The 16,995-nt window shown below is 33.7% G+C and carries 16 protein-coding genes; 4 read left to right on the top strand and 12 right to left on the bottom strand.

Annotated features, from left to right (window positions below; translation table 11 throughout):
* Positions 1 to 11 precede the first annotated feature (11 nt).
* Both LQ673_RS01985 and LQ673_RS01980 read left to right on the top strand, forming a co-directional pair.
* Positions 12 to 1,415: an ABC transporter ATP-binding protein gene (locus LQ673_RS01985; RefSeq protein WP_126476972.1), complete on the top strand. Its 1,404-nt coding sequence runs from the start codon at positions 12 to 14 to the stop codon at positions 1,413 to 1,415.
* The gene (locus LQ673_RS01980) at positions 1,405 to 2,196 is read left to right on the top strand and encodes an energy-coupling factor transporter transmembrane component T family protein (RefSeq protein WP_126476974.1); all 792 of its coding nucleotides are present in this window, start codon (positions 1,405 to 1,407) and stop codon (positions 2,194 to 2,196) included. The genes LQ673_RS01985 and LQ673_RS01980 overlap by 11 nt, the downstream gene beginning before the upstream one ends.
* Positions 2,197 to 2,289: 93 nt before the next feature.
* Here the strand turns inward: LQ673_RS01980 and purD are convergent, their stop codons facing one another.
* From purD to purE, 11 genes are read right to left on the bottom strand one after another with little or no spacing between them, the layout of a single operon-like run.
* Positions 2,290 to 3,543, bottom strand: coding sequence for a phosphoribosylamine--glycine ligase (purD, locus tag LQ673_RS01975; RefSeq protein WP_126476976.1), 1,254 nt, complete (start codon positions 3,541 to 3,543; stop codon positions 2,290 to 2,292).
* Positions 3,544 to 3,552: 9 nt separating this feature from the next.
* Complete coding sequence (gene purH / locus LQ673_RS01970) at positions 3,553 to 5,031, bottom strand: bifunctional phosphoribosylaminoimidazolecarboxamide formyltransferase/IMP cyclohydrolase (RefSeq protein ID WP_126476977.1); 1,479 nt, start codon at positions 5,029 to 5,031, stop codon at positions 3,553 to 3,555.
* A gap of 15 nt (positions 5,032 to 5,046) precedes the next feature.
* The gene (gene purN, locus LQ673_RS01965) at positions 5,047 to 5,613 is read right to left on the bottom strand and encodes a phosphoribosylglycinamide formyltransferase (protein WP_126476979.1); all 567 of its coding nucleotides are present in this window, start codon (positions 5,611 to 5,613) and stop codon (positions 5,047 to 5,049) included.
* Positions 5,610 to 6,644: a phosphoribosylformylglycinamidine cyclo-ligase gene (gene purM / locus LQ673_RS01960; RefSeq protein ID WP_126476981.1), complete on the bottom strand. Its 1,035-nt coding sequence runs from the start codon at positions 6,642 to 6,644 to the stop codon at positions 5,610 to 5,612. The genes purN and purM overlap by 4 nt, the downstream gene beginning before the upstream one ends.
* Positions 6,628 to 8,124 (bottom strand): amidophosphoribosyltransferase, encoded by a 1,497-nt coding sequence (gene purF / locus LQ673_RS01955; protein WP_126476982.1) that lies wholly within the window; start codon positions 8,122 to 8,124, stop codon positions 6,628 to 6,630. Before purF ends, purM begins: the two co-directional genes overlap by 17 nt.
* Positions 8,103 to 10,292 carry a phosphoribosylformylglycinamidine synthase subunit PurL gene (gene purL, locus LQ673_RS01950; RefSeq protein WP_126476984.1) on the bottom strand — a complete coding sequence of 730 codons (2,190 nt, stop codon included), beginning with the start codon at positions 10,290 to 10,292 and terminating at the stop codon, positions 8,103 to 8,105. Before purL ends, purF begins: the two co-directional genes overlap by 22 nt.
* Entirely contained in the window at positions 10,285 to 10,956 is a 672-nt protein-coding gene (gene purQ, locus LQ673_RS01945) for a phosphoribosylformylglycinamidine synthase subunit PurQ (RefSeq protein WP_025905203.1), read from the bottom strand. Before purQ ends, purL begins: the two co-directional genes overlap by 8 nt.
* Positions 10,956 to 11,216 carry a phosphoribosylformylglycinamidine synthase subunit PurS gene (gene purS, locus LQ673_RS01940; RefSeq protein ID WP_025905204.1) on the bottom strand — a complete coding sequence of 87 codons (261 nt, stop codon included), beginning with the start codon at positions 11,214 to 11,216 and terminating at the stop codon, positions 10,956 to 10,958. Before purS ends, purQ begins: the two co-directional genes overlap by 1 nt.
* Position 11,217: 1 nt before the next feature.
* On the bottom strand, positions 11,218 to 11,919 hold the full coding sequence (purC, locus tag LQ673_RS01935) for a phosphoribosylaminoimidazolesuccinocarboxamide synthase (protein WP_191836193.1): 702 nt from the start codon (positions 11,917 to 11,919) through the stop codon (positions 11,218 to 11,220).
* A 1-nt stretch (position 11,920) separates the two neighbouring features.
* Positions 11,921 to 13,048, bottom strand: coding sequence for a 5-(carboxyamino)imidazole ribonucleotide synthase (gene purK / locus LQ673_RS01930; RefSeq protein ID WP_191836192.1), 1,128 nt, complete (start codon positions 13,046 to 13,048; stop codon positions 11,921 to 11,923).
* Positions 13,035 to 13,517, bottom strand: a complete 483-nt coding sequence (gene purE, locus LQ673_RS01925; protein ID WP_025905207.1) for a 5-(carboxyamino)imidazole ribonucleotide mutase — start codon at positions 13,515 to 13,517, stop codon at positions 13,035 to 13,037. Before purE ends, purK begins: the two co-directional genes overlap by 14 nt.
* A 207-nt stretch (positions 13,518 to 13,724) precedes the next feature.
* Between purE and folD the strand changes: the two genes are divergently transcribed.
* The gene (gene folD / locus LQ673_RS01920; protein ID WP_037587375.1) at positions 13,725 to 14,582 is read left to right on the top strand and encodes a bifunctional methylenetetrahydrofolate dehydrogenase/methenyltetrahydrofolate cyclohydrolase FolD; all 858 of its coding nucleotides are present in this window, start codon (positions 13,725 to 13,727) and stop codon (positions 14,580 to 14,582) included.
* A gap of 561 nt (positions 14,583 to 15,143) precedes the next feature.
* Here folD and LQ673_RS01915 read toward each other — a convergent pair.
* Complete coding sequence (locus tag LQ673_RS01915) at positions 15,144 to 16,301, bottom strand: globin domain-containing protein (protein WP_126476990.1); 1,158 nt, start codon at positions 16,299 to 16,301, stop codon at positions 15,144 to 15,146.
* 187 nt (positions 16,302 to 16,488) lie between these two features.
* Between LQ673_RS01915 and LQ673_RS01910 the strand changes: the two genes are divergently transcribed.
* The gene (locus tag LQ673_RS01910; RefSeq protein WP_037587372.1) at positions 16,489 to 16,917 is read left to right on the top strand and encodes an RrF2 family transcriptional regulator; all 429 of its coding nucleotides are present in this window, start codon (positions 16,489 to 16,491) and stop codon (positions 16,915 to 16,917) included.
* Positions 16,918 to 16,995: the final 78 nt, after the last annotated feature.

The following is a 16,995-nucleotide window of genomic DNA, read 5'->3' as shown; positions in this document are numbered from 1 at the left end:
GAGTTATTCAATTGTTATCACTAAAAAATTTAAGACTAAAGTATCCTGATGATGAACGCATTATATTTAAAAATTTAAACATCAATATTAATGATAAAGAAAAAGTACTGTTACTAGGTCCAAGTGGATCTGGTAAAAGTACATTATTAAATGTATTAAGCGGTATTATACCGAGATCGATGGACATACCGATGAAAGTAGATTCAATCGATATCGATTCTCTTCCGGGTGTTATTTTCCAAGACCCAGATACGCAATTTTGTATGCCTGAGATTAAAGAAGAATTAGCATTTGTGCTTGAGAATATGAACATCGAACCTGATAAAATGGACGGATTTATAAAAAATGCCATGAAACAGGTAAATTTAAATGCTGACCCTTCACTTAAAATCAATCGTTTAAGTGGTGGTATGAAACAAAAATTAGCGATTGCTTCTATATTATTACAAGATACAAATACGTTATTTCTTGATGAACCGACAGCAATGCTTGATCATCAATCAACGACACAACTATGGGATTTGATTATGGAGCATTGGGATAATCAAACTGTTGTAATCGTAGAACATAAAGTTGATTATATTTGGAATTATGTTGATAGAGTTATTGTAATGAATGAAAATGGTGAAATCACACATGATAGTACACCTCAAGATATATTAGATCATCATACAGACATTTTAAATGAATACGGTGTTTGGCACCCTAAATCATGGCAATATGCCCCAAAATTGTCTAACCAGACTGCTGAGCACAATCCGTTGTTAAATATAGAGCAATTAGATGTACTGCGTGGCTCCAAAAAACTATTTAGTATAGATGAATTAACGATTTCAAGTGGCGAATGGCTTACAATAACTGGACCAAATGGAACAGGTAAGACAACATTTTTAGAAACGATGATGCAGCTCATTAAATATAATGGCCAAATATTTTACAAAAATAAACAGATCAAAAAAGTAAAAGATGCTTCTCAACATATGTATTTCGTATATCAAAATCCAGAATTACAATTCATAGAAACATCCGTATACAATGAAATATTTATCAATTATGCATATCAAGATAAACAAACAGCTCATGACAAGACCCAAGACATGTTGACGTTATTAAAACTCAATCATGTGAAAGACCAACACCCTTTCGAATTATCAATAGGACAGAAAAAAAGATTAAGTGTCGCAACTGCATTAAGTACAAATTCTGAAATTATTTTACTTGATGAGCCAACATTTGGTTTAGACAGTCACAATACCTTTGAACTCATCAAATTATTTCATGAACGCGTTCAACATGGTCAAACTATCTTAATGATTACGCACGAAAATGAGATTATTAATCGTTATGCTACTAGAAGATTGACGATCAAAGACGAGCAATTACATGTAAGCGGTGGTGAATCTCATGTTAACTAATTGGAAGAAATACCGTACTTTTATTGATGATGTGAATATTCTAACGAAACTTATATTAGGTATCACTCTATTTTTCTATGCGATATTTATTCATCAATTTGATTTCATGCTTTATTTAACAATTATTATGTTCCTTTATCTAATCATCATGAGTGGCGTGAGATGGTTACCACTATTAATCGTCATTGCTATCACTTTATTTTTCGGACTCACTTCTTCCCTATTTATGATTTTTTATGGTGAAGGAAATGAAACAATTTTCAAGTTTGGTATTATTCATATTACTGAAGAAAGCTTTTTGAGAGGTATTCACGTAACCATGCGTACACTAGTCATTTCATTTTACGGCATGGTTATACCATTTACTTCGCAAATCATTTATGTGTTTTATAGTTTCATGCAACATTTAAAAGTAAAACCTAAAATCGCATATGCTTTCATGGCTTCTATACGCATGATACCGCTTATGTTTAGTTCTTTTATGCAGTTAAGACAAGCTTTAAAGATGCGATATGCAGTTATAGATAAAAGTAATCGTAAAGGCTTAAAATGGATTCACCATTTACTCATTCCAACGCTAAGTCAAAGTATAAGAAAGTCTCATAGGTTAGCTGTTGCGATGGAAGCAAAAGGATTCACAAACGGCAAAAGAACGTTCTATTATAAAGTACCTTTCACTAAAAAAGATTTATATTTCATCTTATTGACGATTGCACTTGTTGCTATCGCATATTTATTAAATATTTATTTACCTATAACAAACATTTCAGATATTCGATAACATTGCGTTATATTTGACCATACCTTTCCCTAAAAGAATGAAATATAGCGCAATGAAAAGGCTGAGACAAACTTTGTTGTCTCAGCCTTTAATTTATGATTTATATGCTTTTAATGCTTTATGTCCAATATCATTTCTATAGAATAGTCGTTCACTTTTAATATGTTTGACTTGTTCATATGCATTTTTTTGAGCCGCTTCAATATTGTCACCTGTACCGATAACGATCATGACACGTCCACCATTATTTTCATACTTGCCTTCTGAATTTTTCTTCAAAGCACTCACAAAATATTGATCTACATGCTCTAAACCTTCAACTGAATATCCTTTATCATAGCTACCTGGATATCCTTTAGATGCTAATACGACACCAACAACGCTTTCATCTTTCCATTCTAATGTTAAAGGTTCTTTATGGTACACCTTGTTTAATATTTCAATAAAATCAGAATCTAATTTAGTCAATAATACTTGCGCCTCTGGATCACCGAATCTTGCATTAAATTCAATTACTTTTGGTCCTTCTTTTGTTAAAATTGCGCCAATATAAATCAAACCAAAATAGTTAATGCCTTCACTCACTAAAGCATCCGCAATAGGTTGTGCGATTTTTTGATTCGTTTCTTCCAATACATCGTCCGTAATATGAGGTACTGGACAGTATGCACCCATACCACCAGTATTCGGCCCTTTATCACCATCGAATGCACGTTTATGATCTTGGGCGATACAATCAAATGGAACTGCATATGATTGATTTACAAATGTCATAACTGAATATTCTTCTCCATCAAGAAACTCTTCGAATACGACTTTCTCATGAGGTGTTTGATATAAAGTTTCTACGCCTTCTCTTGCTTCTTCACGTGTTAAAGCAACGATTACACCTTTTCCAGCTGCAAGTCCATCTTTTTTAAGTACAATAGGTATTTTACATTGCTCAACATAATTGATTGCTTCTTCTTTTGTTGTGATTGTCTTATATTCTGCAGTTGGAATATCATACTTTTCCATAATTTTTTTCGCAAATTCTTTAGAACCTTCTAATTGTGCAGCTTCTTTATTTGGTCCGAAGACTTTAGCATTTGTTTCCTCTAATGCATCTGTTAAACCATCTATTAAAGGTTGTTCCGGTCCTATTATTACCCATTCAATATTGTTTTGTTCTACAAAAGATTTTATAGCTAAATGGTCATTTTCTTGAACATCCGATACAATTGTCGCAACTTCTTCCATTGCATCATTACCCGGAATGACAAAGACTTCATTTACTAATTTAGACGATTGACATTTTTGAGCTAACGCATGTTCTCTTCCACCTGATCCTATAACAAGTACTTTCATATTGACCTCCTAATGTTTAAAGTGTCTCATACCAGTAAATACCATACTGATGCCATATTTATTTGCCATATCTATTGAATCTTGATCTTTAATAGATCCACCTGGTTGGATAATTGTTTTAATACCTGCTTTAGCAGCTGTTTCTACAGTGTCACCCATTGGGAAAAATCCATCTGAAGCTAAGGCTACATTTTCATTCATTTCAATAGCACGTTCAATTGCTATTTTTGCAGAACCAACTCTATTCATTTGTCCAGCACCAACACCAACAGTTTGGTGATCGTTCGCTAGTACAATGGCATTACTTTTAACTGAGCGGACAACTTTCCATCCTAGTTCTAAAGCTTTCCATTGTGCTTCAGTTGGTTCAACATCTGTAACGACTTTCATTTCTTCGCGCGTTAATGTTGCATTATCTTTATCTTGAACTAAGTATCCACCTGAAACTGATACAAATTCTTGTTCATCTTGCGTTTCTGTCATATCAATTTCTAGTAATCTAATATTCTTCTTCGCTGTTAAGACTTCCAACGCATCGGCTTCATAGCTTGGTGCAATAATGACTTCCAAGAAAATAGAATGTAATTTCTCCGCTAATTCTTTTGTAACAGGTCTATTTAAAGCGACAATACCACCAAATATAGATTGAGAATCCGCTTCATATGCATATTCGTATGCTTCTTCAATAGTTGCGCCTACACCAACTCCACATGGGTTCATATGTTTTACTGCAACAGCTGCAGGTTGTTCAAACTTTTTAATAAGTGATAACGTTGCATCGGCATCTTTAATGTTATTAAAGCTTAAAGCTTTACCATGTAATTGTTTAGCGCCAGCTAATGTATTCGGCTCGTTAGAAGTCTTTACAAAAGTAGCATTTTGTTGAGGGTTTTCTCCATATCTTAATGTTTCTGATGTATTTCCAAAGAATTCAACAATCGCATTATCATAATCATTTGTATGTTTAAATACTTTTACCATTAGTGATTTACGATAATTTTCATCTAATTTGTCAGAAGCAATACGTTCAATAACTTCATTATAATCAGAAGGATCTACGACTGTTGTAACAAATTTGAAGTTCTTAGCTGCTGCTCGTAACATAGTTGGTCCACCGATATCGATGTTTTCAATTGCTTCATCTTCTGTTACATCTTCTTTCTTAACAGTCTCTTTAAATGGATATAAATTTACGACTACTAAGTCAATTAAGTCGATGTCTTGTTCTTTTAATGCTGTTAAATGTTCAGGAATAGAACGATTTGCAAGAATCCCTCCATGTACACCTGGATGTAAAGTTTTGACTCTTCCATCCATTATTTCTGGAAAGTTTGTTAATTCTGAAACTGAATATACTTCAATCCCAGCATTTTCAAGTGCCTTTTTAGTACCACCAGTTGAAAAGATTTTATAATCATTTTCTATTAATTTGCTTGCGAAATCTTCTATATTTGTTTTGTCTGACACACTTAATATTGCATTCTTCATTTTGTAAAGACTCCTTTATTGAATAATTTCTTTCATAACACGGGGATATAATTCGTATTCTAAGTTCTGTATTCTTAATTGTAATGTTTCTCTCGTATCATCTGGATATACTTTACAGCTTAATTGGTCTATAATTTCGCCAGTATCCATACCACTATCAACGTAATGAACTGTCGCTCCTGTAACACGTACGCCGTAATCTAATGCTTGCCCTACAGCGTCCTTACCAGGAAAACTTGGTAATATAGATGGATGTATATTCAACATTTTACCTTCATATTGTTTTAATAATGTAGGACCAACAATTTTCATATATCCTGCGAGAATAACCCAACTTACACGATCTTGAGATAATCTCGTGAGTAGAGCTTCTTCATATTCTTTTTTACTATCGTAAGTTCTTGGATCTATGATATAAACAGGTAAATTAAATCTTCTTGCTCTTTCTATACAAAAGGCATTAGGGTTATCTGTATACAATGCTGTTACTTCTATATGGTCTAAATAACCTGCTTCGATATTTTCCATTATTTTCTCAAAATTCGATCCATTTCCTGATGCAAATACTGCTATATTAATCATGATTGAACCCCCGTCAATTTGACCTGACCTGTTCCGTTTGAAATTTCACCTATTACATATGCTTCTTCATTTTTTGCTTTCAAAATATCTAATGTTTCTTGAGCATCTTCTTTATTAACGATAAGTACAAAGCCAATGCCCATATTAAACACATTATACATTTCCTCTGCTTCAATCTTTCCTTGCTCTTTTAACCAATGGAATATTTTTGGTACTTCATAAGATTGAACATCGATATGTGCATCTTTATTTTCTGGAATCGCTCTTGGAATATTTTCAATAAATCCTCCACCAGTAATATGAGACATACCTTTAACTTTTACTTTATCTAATACGGCAAGAACAGGTTTAACATATAGTTTTGTTGGTTCAAGAAATGTTTCTAAATACGTTCTTTCTTCATCAAATGCATCATTTAAGTTAATTTGACTTTCTTTAATTAAATTTCTAACTAAACTGTAGCCGTTTGAATGAATACCGCTTGATGTAATACCAATTATGACGTCACCTTCATTAACTTCACTGCCGTCAATATAGTCATCTTTTTCAACAGCACCAACACAAAATCCAGCAATATCATATTCTCCTTCATGGTACATTTCGCCCATTTCAGCAGTTTCTCCGCCAATTAATGCACAATTCGTTTCTTTACAACCGACAGATACACCTGAAACAATCGCTTCAATTGTCTCAGGATTTACTTTATTCGTCGCAATATAATCAAGGAAATACAAAGGTTCTGCGCCAGTCGTTAAAATATCATTCACACACATCGCAACTGCATCGATACCGATTGTGTCATGTTTGTTATAATCAATTGCGAGTTTAAGCTTTGTACCAACACCGTCTGTTCCAGAAACAAGTACTGGTTTCTTCATATTTAATTGTGACAGATCAAATGCAGCACCAAAGCCACCTAAACCGCCTAGAACTTCCTTTCTCATTGTGCTTTGAACATGTGACTTCATTCTATTGACCGCTTCATAACCAGCTTCAATATCTACACCAGATGCTTTATATGCTTTCGACATTAAGATTACCCTCTTTATCAAAGTATTGTTTATTACTAGCTAAATAAGATTTTTGACGTGGACTTAAGTTTTGATAATATCTTTCTTCATAGTCATAAAGACCTGCTGGATAGTCACCAGTAAAGCTTTCTACACATAATCCGTGATAAGGTACGTCTTTATCTAACCCTATTGATCGTATTAAGCCATCAACTGATAAATATGCAAGTGAATCTGCACCGATATAATCTCTAATTTCTTCAGGTGATTTATGTGCAGAAATCAGTTCAGCAGATGTCGACACATCGATACCATAGAAACTTGGAAACATGAATTCTGGTGATGCGATACGTACGTGCACTTCATTTGCTCCAGCGTCTTTTAACATTCTGACGATACGTTTACTTGTTGTCCCTCTCACAATAGAATCATCAACAAGCACAATATTTTTACCATGTACGATATCTTTTACAGCTGATAATTTCACACGTACACCTTGTTCTCGTAATTCTTGTGTCGGTTGGATAAATGTTCGAGCAACATATTGATTTTTTACAAGACCCATTTCATAAGGTAAATGACTCTCTTCTGCATAACCAGATGCTGCTGAAAGTGAAGAGTTTGGTACGCCGATTACCATATCAGCATTTAAAGCTGGACTTTCTTGAGCTAGTTTTTTTCCAGATGCTTTACGAACTGCATGAACATTCTTACCTGCAATTGTAGAATCGGGTCTTGCAAAGTAAATATACTCCATCGCTGAAATTGCAGTCGTTGTTTCCGTTGTGTATGATTCAACTCTTATACCATCATCATTTATAACGATATACTCACCTGCATGAATATCTCTCACAAATTCTGCGCCGAGTACATCAATTGCACATGTCTCACTAGCAATGATATAAGCACCCGTCTTCATTCTCCCAACAGCTAAAGGTCTTATTGCATTTGGGTCAACAGCGCCATATAGTGCATCTTTTGTTAATAAAGCAAATGTGAATCCACCTTTAACTGTATTCAAACTTTCCTTCAATGCTTCTTCGAAAGTAGGCGCTTTACTTCTTCTTATAAGATGCATAATCACTTCAGTATCAGAAGAAGAATGGAAAATTGCGCCTTCTTGTTCTAATTCTTTTCTTAAGCTTTGTGCATTGACTAAGTTACCATTGTGACAAACACCAACACTCATATCATAAAAGTGATATAAAAAAGGTTGAATATTTTCAATTCCTTTATTACCAGAAGTTGCATATCTTACATGACCTATCGCATGTTGATTCCCTTTAAAACCTTCTAATTGTACATCCGTAATCGCATCAGATAATAAACCTAATCCTCTTTCACCTTTTAACTCGAAACCGTTTGAAGTTACAATTCCTGCACCTTCTTGACCTCTATGTTGTAAACTATGAAGCCCCATGTATGTGAGTTGTGCAGATTCTGGATGATTCCATATACCAAATACGCCGCATTCTTCATTTAAACTCTTGATTTCATGCATTGAGCTATTGCCCCTTTCAATTGCTCATTCAAATCAGATACATTGTATTTAATTTGAGCAGCATCATTTTTAATCGTAAATTGAGCATTATCAGTAACGCGACCTATTTCAACGGCATCGTCAATATCTATAGATTGTCCTTCTTTAACGATGACAATATATCTACCTTGAGTTTCACTAAATAATTGAGCATTTGTTACTGGTAACGTCACATCTAATCCTAAGTTAAAGTGTGTAGCTATTTTTGCAAGTCCAATAGCAAGACCACCTTTACCAACAGCTTGCGTATGTGAAATTTTGCCTGAACGTATAGCATTTTTAATTTGTTCTCCACGTTTTATTTCTGCTGATAAATCAATTGAACTTGGTTCATGATTAACTTCTTTAAATAATAACTTTTCAATCTGACTACCACCAAAGTCATCTTTTGTTTCTCCGACTATGAATACACGATCATTTACTTTTGGTTGATAATCATTTAAATACGTCACATCTTCAATTAAACCAACCATACCGACTACAGGTGTAGGGAAAATTGACGTCCCTTTTGTTTCATTGTATAAAGAAACATTCCCTGATACGACAGGTGTATTTAAAGCTTCACAAGCTTCAGCCATTCCTTTAGTAGAATCTGCAAGTTGTTGGTATATATCTTTCTTCTCAGGAGAACCATAATTTAAGCAATCTGTCATTGCTAATGGTTTAGCACCTACAGAAATTAAATTTCTATACGCTTCTGCAACAACCATTTTTCCACCTTCATATGGATTGTTATAAACATATCTCGCTTCTCCATCTATAGTAGAAGCTATCGCTTTATTTGTACCTTCCACTCTAACTACTCCAGCACTAATACCTGGCTTGATAATTGTATTGGCACCAACTTGTTGATCATATTGGTCATATGCGTAATGTTTAGATGCAATTGTTGGATGATTAATTAGTTTTTGGAATACTTCTTCTACATTGATTTCATCATATTGATTATCATTGTGTTTAAATTCTTTTGCTTCACCTTCTAGAATATATACGGGTGCTTCATCAGCTAAAGGTTCTACAGGAATATCAGCGTATATTTCATCTTCATAAGATAAAACAAATCTATTTGTATCTGTAACTTCACCTATAACAGCAGAATCTAATTCATGATGATCAAATAAATCTAAGAATTTTTGTTCTGTACCTTTTTCAACTACTAATAACATACGTTCTTGTGTTTCTGAAAGCATCATTTCATATGGTGAGATACCTTCTTCTCTTGTCGGTACTTTCTCTAAATGAAGATGGATACCACTTTCACCTTTAGCTGCCATTTCAGAAGAAGATGACGTTAATCCTGCTGCGCCCATGTCTTGAATACCTACTAATTCAGGATAAGTAATTGCTTCTAATGTTGCTTCCATTAATTTTTTACCTACAAACGGATCTCCTATTTGTACTGATGGTCTTTTACTTTCAGATGCTTCACTTAGTTCTTCAGATGCAAAAGTTGCACCGTGAATACCGTCTCTACCTGTTTTTAATCCAACATAGATAACTGGGTTTCCGATACCTTTAGCAGTACCTTTTTGAATTTTGTCATGATCTATAATGCCAACACACATCGCATTAACAAGTGGATTACCATCATATCTTTCATCAAATTCAATCTCACCTGCTACTGTCGGTATACCGATACAGTTTCCGTAACCACCGATACCTTTTACGACTCCACTAAACAATCTGCGGTTTGTCTTATTAGATAACTCGCCAAATCTTAAACTATTTAATAAAGAAATAGGTCTTGCTCCGATTGATACGATATCGCGGATAATACCACCAACACCTGTAGCAGCACCTTGATAAGGTTCAATTGCTGAAGGATGGTTATGAGATTCTACTTTAAACACGACTGCTTGGTTATCACCGATATCTACAACACCAGCACCTTCACCTGGACCCATTAAGACATGTTCTCCAGAAGTAGGGAATTGTTTTAAAAATGGTTTAGAATGTTTATATGAGCAATGTTCACTCCACATTACCGAGAATATACCTATTTCAGTAAAGTTCGGTTTGCGTCCTAAAATGCTTACGACTTTTTGATATTCTTCGTCCGTTAAACCCATATCTCTATATAAATATTCTTTTTCAATTTCTTCTATACTAGGTTCTAAAAACTTAGACATGTTGTTCCCTCCAACTTTCGATCATAGATTGAAATAATTTAACGCCACTATCTGAACCAAGTAATGTTTCCATGGCACGTTCTGGATGAGGCATCATCCCACAAACATTTCCTTCTTTATTCGTAATACCAGCTATATCTTTATATGAACCATTAGGATTATCATTGTAAGTTAAAATAATTTGATTATGATTCACAAGTTCTTCATATAATTCATCTGTACAATAATAGTGACCTTCACCATGCGCAACAGGATAAATGACAGTTTCATCTTTATCATACTGATGTGTGAATTTCGTTTCGTTATTTACAATTGTTAACGATTCATTTCTACTTACAAATAAATGACTGTCGTTATGTAACAGTGCACCTGGTAACAAACCAACCTCTGTTAAGATTTGGAACCCATTACATACGCCAAGTACTGGTTTACCTTCACTTGCAAGTCTTTTTACTTCACTAATAATTGGTGCTACGCGTGCCATTGCACCTGATCTTAAATAATCACCAAATGAGAAGCCTCCAGGTATTAACACACCATCAAAACCTTCAAGAGAAGTTTCTCTATAATCTACATATGCCGCTTCGACACCTGAACGTTTAGCAGCATTATACATATCACGATCGCAATTAGATCCTGGAAATACTAATACAGCTAATTTCATTATGCGTTCTCCTTATCTTCTAAGATTTTAAAACTATATTCTTCGATAACCGTATTGGCAAATAGCTTCTCACTTAAAGTATTAACGATATTCTTGATTGAATTTTCATCTGTTTCGTCAACAGTCATGTAAATCACTTTACCAACTCTTATATCATTGACTTGTTCATAACCTAAATCATGTACCGCTCTATTTAAAGCTTGTCCTTGTGTATCTAATACTTGACCTTGTAACGTAATATGCAATTCAATCTTTTTCATTTTATAGTTCCTCCAATTTTTTGTAGAAAGTTTCATAAGTATCAATTAATGAGCCTGTATCTTCTCTATATACATCTTTATCAAAGTTTTCTTTTGTTTCTTTGTCCCAAATTCTGCATGTATCTGGAGAAATTTCATCCGCTAATAAGATTTCTCCATCAGATGTTATGCCAAATTCGATTTTGTAATCTACGAGTATTAAATTCATGTCATCCATAATTTCACTTAATACTTTATTTACTTTTAATGCTTCTTTTTTAATGTTTGATAATTCTTCTGATGAAGCAATATTCAATAATGACACGTGATCATCCGTGATAAGCGGATCATTCAACTCATCTTTCTTATAGAATAGTTCTAATAAAGGTTCTTTAAATTCATGTCCCTTTTCAAAACCTAGTCGTTTACAAATTGAGCCTGCTGCAACATTTCTTACGACAACTTCTAACGGGAATATTTCTACAGCTTTAACAAGTTGTTCTGTTTCAGAAATTTGTTCTACAAAGTGGCTCTCAACGCCTTTTTGTCGCAATATTCCAAATATTTTTGATGTAATTAAATTGTTTAAACGCCCTTTTCCAAGCATTTTATCTTTTTTAGCACCATTTCCAGCAGTCACTTCATCCTTATATTCGATTCTCAAAATACCATCTTTATCCGTATTGAAAACTCTTTTAGCTTTGCCTTCATAAAGTAATGACATATTAATCGTTCCGCCCTTCAAATAATTGATTAAATTGGTTTTCATCTTTATTTAAATCTGTTGATAATTTTGTAATATGTCCCATTTTACGATTTACTTTATTGACCTTTTTACCGTAAATATGAACGTACCATTCAGGATGCTCACTAAAAACTTCTTGTAAATTCAACACATCTTGTCCTAGCAAATTCATCATGATTGCTGGTTGTAATAAAGTAATCTTTTTCGGTAAATGCCATCCTGCAACTGCAAGTATATGTGTATCAAATTGCGAGTAATCACATGCTTCGATAGAGTAATGACCTGAATTATGTGGTCTTGGTGCAATTTCATTCACATAAAGTTGATGATCTTCCGTTACAAAAAATTCAACTGTAAACGTTCCTACAAAGTGTAGCTTCGTCATAATTTTTTGAACTTCTTGAATAGCTTGTTCTTCTAAATCTACTCTAGCTGGAACAACTGTCTTATATAAAATTTGGTTTCTATGTTCATTTTCCTGTAATGGAAAATAAACTGTATGATCATATATATCACGTGTAGCTGTTATGGATACTTCTTTAAATAGAGGGAGATATTTTTCAACTACGCAAGGTGTATCAGTAATTAATTTCTTAGCTTCATCTAAATCTTCTTTAGATTGAATGACAAGCTGACCTTTACCGTCATATCCACCAAAGCGTGTCTTTATAATAAATGGATAGCCAATTGTTTCTATAGCTTCATTCAAGTCTTCTGTTGACTTAACTTCCATAAACGGTACAATTTGAACATTTGCGCTTTCTAATGTTTGTTTTTCAGTTAAGCGATCTTGTAATAAAGCAACTGTTTGGCTCCCTTGAGGAATATTAAATTGATTGGAAAGTTTTTCTAACTGTTGTGCATCTATATTTTCAAATTCATAAGTTACAACTTTAGAGATGTCACCAAGCTGATTGAGTGCATCTATATCCGAAAATTCAGCGTTTATAAATTGGTGTGCTACAAATCTTGCAGGGCAATCTTCGTCAGGGTCTAAAATGGCAACTTGAAATCCCATTCTTTGAGCAGATTGAGCCATCATTTTACCTAATTGACCTCCACCGACAATACCTATCATGTCACCTGATTCTAGGTTATAATAAGTCATTTTGCATTTCCTCCACTTTATCGACTAAACTTTTTTCATAATTAACAAGTTGTTTTCTTACATTTTCATCTGTCATACCGATCATTCTTGCGGCTAAAATACCAGCATTTTTAGATCCGGCTTTTCCTATTGCAGTTGTCGCAACCGGTATCCCACCAGGCATTTGTACAATCGACAACAATGAATCCATACCTTTTAAGCTTTTTGATTCAATAGGTACACCAATCACTGGAACTGTTGTTAATGAAGCTACCATTCCTGGTAAATGTGCTGCCCCACCTGCTCCAGCAATAATAATATCTATATTATGATCAGTAGCATTTTTAGCAAAGTCAACCATTTCTAATGGTGTTCGATGTGCAGATACGACCTTTTTCTCATATTGGATATTAAAATATTCAAGCATATCGCATGCTTCTTTCATGATTGGCCAATCTGAAGAACTACCCATTATAACTGCCACTTTCATGTAGGTCACCCTTTCAAATAGTTGAAATATTTAATCTTTTCTGTGTATATTACAGATATAGCATAACAATTGATCATGCTATTTTCAATGAAAAAAACGAACATTTTATATATTTTTTACAAAAAAGTTTGATTTATGTTCGTATTAAGGGCATAATTTTCATTGTATCAATCAATATAGTTCGATTATTAATAGGAGGCAATTTTCATGGTAGCTAAGATATTAGACGGTAGAGAAATAGCGAAGACTTACAGAGCAGGTCTTCAGGCAGAAGTAGAAAAGTTAAAAGAACATAACATCGTACCTAAATTAACGGTCATACTCGTTGGTAATGATGGCGCGAGTCAAAGTTATGTTAATTCTAAGAAAAAAGCAGCTGAAAAGATTGGTATGATTTCTGAAATTGTACATATGGATGAATCATCTACTGAAGAAGAAGTATTATCTGAACTCGATAGATTAAATAATGACGATTCAGTAAGTGGTATATTAGTCCAAGTTCCACTTCCAAAACAAGTTTCTGAAGCAAAAGTATTAGAAGCAATCAATCCTGACAAAGATGTAGATGGATTTAATCCTATAAATATTGGTAGATTATATACTGGAGAAAGAACATTTATCCCATGTACTCCACTAGGTATAATGGAAATTCTCAAACATGCAGATATTGACTTAAAAGGAAAAAACGTAGCTGTAATCGGTAGAAGTCATATTGTTGGTCAACCAGTTAGTAAATTATTAACAGATCAAGATGCAACTGTTACTTTATTACATTCAAAATCAACAAATACAGAAGAAGTCTTAAAACAAGCAGACGTAATCGTAAGTGCAGTCGGACGCGTACACCTCGTTACAAAAGACTTAGTAAAACCAGGAGCAGTTATTATCGATGTCGGTAACACACCAGATGAGAATGGTAAATTAAAAGGTGACGTCGATTTCGAAGCTGTTAAAGAAGTAGCTAGTGCAATCACACCAGTACCAGGCGGAGTCGGTCCATTAACAATCACTATGGTATTGAACAATACATTATTAGCTGAAAAATGGAAAAACGGACTTGAATAAAATTATAATATAGAAAAAGCGGAACCCGATGACGGTTCCGCTTTTATTTATTGTGGTAGATGGAATGTGCTAACTTCCATTATTCTGAATTGTGGTAATTAGGACTCGCTAACTTCCATTATTCTGAATTCTGGTAATTAGAATCCGCTAACTTCCATTATTCTGAATTCTGGTAATTAGAACGCTGTAACTTCCATTATTCCGAATTGTGGTAATTAGAATCCGTTAACTTCCATTATTCTGAATTGTGGTAATTAGGCGGGCCATTCTTACGGACATTTCTCCAAATTCTGTCCCTAACAGCACCTCTTACGGACATTTCTCAGAATTCTGTCCCTAACGACACCTCTTACGGACACTTCTCAGAATTCTGTCCCTAACGACACCCATTACGGACATTTCTCAGAATTCTGTCCCTAACGACACCTCTTACGGACACTTCTCAGAATTCTGTCCCTAACGACACCCATTACGGACACTTCTCAGAATTCTGTCCCTAACAATAAAAAAACACCACCCCACTATGCTGATCATAATGGGATGGTGTTTCGAATACTAATATTATACGTTTGTAATACTCATTTTTGGACCAAATGGTTCGAAGTGAACATCTGCTTGGCCAATATTTAATTTTTCTAGCTCATCAAATATTGTATCCATAAATGTGATACCACCACATAAATAGATGTCGACGTCTTCATTAATCCAATTGCTTAATTCATTGCTTGTTAAATATCCGTCTTTTTCTTTTAAATGATAAGTAACTTCTACATTTTCATTCATTGCGTTTAATGCGTCTACTTCTTCTTTAAATGGTACGTCTTTTTCTGCTTCATTTACATGTACGAAATGAACATTTCTACCTTTATATGCCTCATCTTCTAACATAGCTAGCATTGGTGTAACACCTGCACCAGAAGATAATAGTAATAATTTTTTATCTTTATCTGATTCTACTTTGAAATCACCTGCTGGAGCTGAAAGTTCAATTGTATCTCCAACTGAATACTTATCATGTAAATCATGAGATACTAGACCTTTTTTCTCGCCTTCTCCTTCACGTTTTACAGCAAATCTTAATTTACCGTCATTTTTTACAGAGTAAATTGAGTAATGTCTTAATGCTAAATTATCATCGTTTGTTGGTTTAATACGTACAGTGATATATTGACCTGCAACAAGTTCAGGAATTTTAATGTTATCTACTGGTTCAACTTCGAATGATTTCATTGAAGTACCTTGATCTTCAATATTTGTAATTTTAAATGATTTAAAGTCGTCCCAAGCTGCTGCTTCGTACATTGCTTTTTCCATTTGGATAAATACGCCTGCGATTTCACCATATGCTTCTTCCCAAGCATTCATAATATCATCTGTAGCTGCATCGCCTAGAACTTCTTTAATTGCTTTTAATAAGAATTCACCAACAATAGGATAATGTTCCTCTTTAACTTGTAATGCACGGTGTTTATGTGCAATTTGATTTACGTTAGGAACGATTGCTTCTAAATGATCGATATGTTTAGCTGCTGCTAAAACTGTTTGTGCTAAAGCTGTTTGTTGTTTACCTTGTTTTTGATTAGATTTATTAAATATGTTCAATAATTCTGGATGAGCTTCAAACATTCTTTGATAAAAGACTTTTGTAATTTCATTTCCGTATTGTTCTAATACTGGTACTGTTTGTTTTACGATTTCTTTAGTTTGTTCTGATAACATCAGAAGTCCCCCTCTAAAAGATATATTTTAAATACATGTTTAATTGTAAATAATTTCACAATGTTTTTCAATACAGTTTGCAAAAAGTTTACAAAGTTGTCACTCTTTTAAAAATACATATATTGATTGATTGTTTTTTAACCTTCATATTAAGTATAATTAATATATTATAAGGAGGTTGAACTTTATGAAGCTCACCCAATACACGGATTATTCTTTACGTGTCCTCATGTATTTAGCCCAACAAAATAAACAATCTCAAATAGAAGAGATTTCAAACTTTTATGGCATATCAAAAAATCATTTAACTAAAGTCGTACATCAACTTGTTAAGTTAGGATACTTAAAATCTATAAGAGGAAGAAATGGTGGCATAATCCTCAATCAGTCCCCTAGTGACATTAATATAGGTAAACTTGTTAGACAAACTGAAGATCATTTTGAATTAGTAGAATGCTTTAATATGGAAACAAACACTTGTCCAATAGCATTAAATTGTGGATTAAAAGGTGCACTCAATCATGCTTTAATGGAGTACTTACGTACGCTTGATCAATATTATTTAAGTGATATCATCCCTAAAAACACCCTAAAAGACACTGTTTACACTACTTAAGTTAGGAAATCGGTCTAAAGGTCGATGTAAATGTGAAAATATTACGATAATATATCATTTAGTAAGGAAATGAAAAAC

Origin of the sequence: Mammaliicoccus sp. O-M54, assembly GCF_022386035.1 — a bacterium.
GTDB lineage: Bacteria > Bacillota > Bacilli > Staphylococcales > Staphylococcaceae > Mammaliicoccus > Mammaliicoccus sciuri_A.
The sequence above is the reverse complement of the archived record's forward strand: the minus strand, read 5'-3'. Positions and strand labels throughout refer to the sequence as shown.